The organism is Streptomyces sp. WM6372 (genome assembly GCF_001279655.1).
In the GTDB taxonomy this organism is placed as follows: Bacteria; Actinomycetota; Actinomycetes; order Streptomycetales; family Streptomycetaceae; genus Streptomyces.
In genome coordinates this window covers 1-2899 of sequence record NZ_LGDB01000067.1, presented here as the reverse complement: position 1 = coordinate 2899, position 2899 = coordinate 1, and the positions used below count along the sequence as shown (strand labels likewise).

The window sequence follows — 2899 nt, the reverse complement described above, 5'->3', positions numbered from 1 at the left end:
AATATTCCTACGCGCACAGCGGATAGGGACCGAACTGTCTCACGACGTTCTAAACCCAGCTCGCGTACCGCTTTAATGGGCGAACAGCCCAACCCTTGGGACCGACTCCAGCCCCAGGATGCGACGAGCCGACATCGAGGTGCCAAACCATCCCGTCGATATGGACTCTTGGGGAAGATCAGCCTGTTATCCCCGGGGTACCTTTTATCCGTTGAGCGACGGCGCTTCCACAAGCCACCGCCGGATCACTAGTCCCGACTTTCGTCCCTGCTCGACCCGTCGGTCTCACAGTCAAGCTCCCTTGTGCACTTACACTCAACACCTGATTGCCAACCAGGCTGAGGGAACCTTTGGGCGCCTCCGTTACCCTTTGGGAGGCAACCGCCCCAGTTAAACTACCCATCAGACACTGTCCCTGATCCGGATCACGGACCGAGGTTAGACATCCAGCACGACCAGAGTGGTATTTCAACGGCGACTCCACCCCAACTGGCGTTGGGGTTTCAAAGTCTCCCACCTATCCTACACAAGCCGAACCGAACACCAATATCAAACTGTAGTAAAGGTCCCGGGGTCTTTCCGTCCTGCTGCGCGAAACGAGCATCTTTACTCGTAGTGCAATTTCACCGGGCCTATGGTTGAGACAGTCGAGAAGTCGTTACGCCATTCGTGCAGGTCGGAACTTACCCGACAAGGAATTTCGCTACCTTAGGATGGTTATAGTTACCACCGCCGTTTACTGGCGCTTAAGTTCTCAGCTTCGCACACCCGAAAGTGCACTAACCGGTCCCCTTAACGTTCCAGCACCGGGCAGGCGTCAGTCCGTATACATCGCCTTACGGCTTCGCACGGACCTGTGTTTTTAGTAAACAGTCGCTTCTCGCTGGTCTCTGCGGCCACCCCCAGCTCACGGAGTAAATCCGATCACCAGTGATGGCCCCCCTTCTCCCGAAGTTACGGGGGCATTTTGCCGAGTTCCTTAACCATAGTTCACCCGAACGCCTCGGTATTCTCTACCTGACCACCTGAGTCGGTTTAGGGTACGGGCCGCCATGAAACTCGCTAGAGGCTTTTCTCGACAGCATAGGATCATCCACTTCACCACAATCGGCTCGGCATCAGGTCTCAGCCTTAATGAGGGACGGATTTGCCTACCCCTCGGCCTACACCCTTACCCCGGGACTACCACCGCCCGGGCTGGACTACCTTCCTGCGTCACCCCATCGCTTACCTACTACAAGTCTGGTTCGTCGGCTCCACCACTTTCCTTTCCCCGAAGGGTCCGGAACGGCTTCACGGACTTAGCATCGCCTGATTCGATATTGGGCGTTTCAAAGCGGGTACCGGAATATCAACCGGTTGTCCATCGACTACGCCTGTCGGCCTCGCCTTAGGTCCCGACTTACCCTGGGCAGATCAGCTTGACCCAGGAACCCTTAGTCAATCGGCGCACACGTTTCTCACGTGTGTATCGCTACTCATGCCTGCATTCTCACTCGTGAACCGTCCACAACTAGCTTCCGCTGCTGCTTCACCCGGCACACGACGCTCCCCTACCCATCACAGCGGGCGTTGGCCCTATTGCTGCAATGACACGACTTCGGCGGTACGCTTGAGCCCCGCTACATTGTCGGCGCGGAATCACTTGACCAGTGAGCTATTACGCACTCTTTCAAGGGTGGCTGCTTCTAAGCCAACCTCCTGGTTGTCTCTGCGACTCCACATCCTTTCCCACTTAGCGTACGCTTAGGGGCCTTAGTCGATGCTCTGGGCTGTTTCCCTCTCGACCATGGAGCTTATCCCCCACAGTCTCACTGCCGTGCTCTCACTTACCGGCATTCGGAGTTTGGCTAAGGTCAGTAACCCGGTAGGGCCCATCGCCTATCCAGTGCTCTACCTCCGGCAAGAAACACACGACGCTGCACCTAAATGCATTTCGGGGAGAACCAGCTATCACGGAGTTTGATTGGCCTTTCACCCCTAACCACAGGTCATCCCCCAGGTTTTCAACCCTGGTGGGTTCGGTCCTCCACGAAGTCTTACCTCCGCTTCAACCTGCCCATGGCTAGATCACTCCGCTTCGGGTCTAGAGCGTGCAACTCAATCGCCCTATTCGGACTCGCTTTCGCTACGGCTTCCCCACACGGGTTAACCTCGCTACACACCGCTAACTCGCAGGCTCATTCTTCAAAAGGCACGCAGTCACGACNNAGCGACGCTCCCACGGCTTGTAGGCACACGGTTTCAGGTACTATTTCACTCCGCTCCCGCGGTACTTTTCACCATTCCCTCACGGTACTATCCGCTATCGGTCACCAGGGAATATTTAGGCTTAGCGGGTGGTCCCGCCAGATTCACACGGGATTTCTCGGGCCCCGTGCTACTTGGGAGATGAGCAAGCAAGCCGCTGATGTTTCGTCTACGGGGGTCTTACCCTCTACGCCGGACCTTTCGCATGTCCTTCGACTACATCAACGGTTTCTGACTCGCCGACCGGCCGGCAGACCGATCAAGCTCATTCCCACAACCCCGCATGCGCAACCCCTGCCGGGTATCACACGCATACGGTTTGGCCTCATCCGGTTTCGCTCGCCACTACTCCCGGAATCACGGTTGTTTTCTCTTCCTGAGGGTACTGAGATGTTTCACTTCCCCTCGTTCCCTCCACACTGCCTATGTGTTCAGCAGTGGGTGACAGCCCATGACGACTGCCGGGTTTCCCCATTCGGACACCCCCGGATCAAAGCTCAGTTGGCAGCTCCCCGGGGCCTATCGCGGCCTCTCACGTCCTTCATCGGTTCCTGGTGCCAAGGCATCCACCGTGCGCCCTTAAAAACTTGGCCACAGATGCTCGCGTCCACTGTGTAGTTCTCAAACAACGACCAGCCACCCATCACCC

At 56.8% G+C, this 2899-nt stretch carries 1 rRNA gene; it reads right to left on the bottom strand.

The window, feature by feature from the left end:
- A 23S ribosomal RNA gene (locus ADK52_RS07395) occupies nucleotides 1–2843 on the bottom strand; the annotation flags it as partial.
- Nucleotides 2844–2899: the final 56 nt, after the last annotated feature.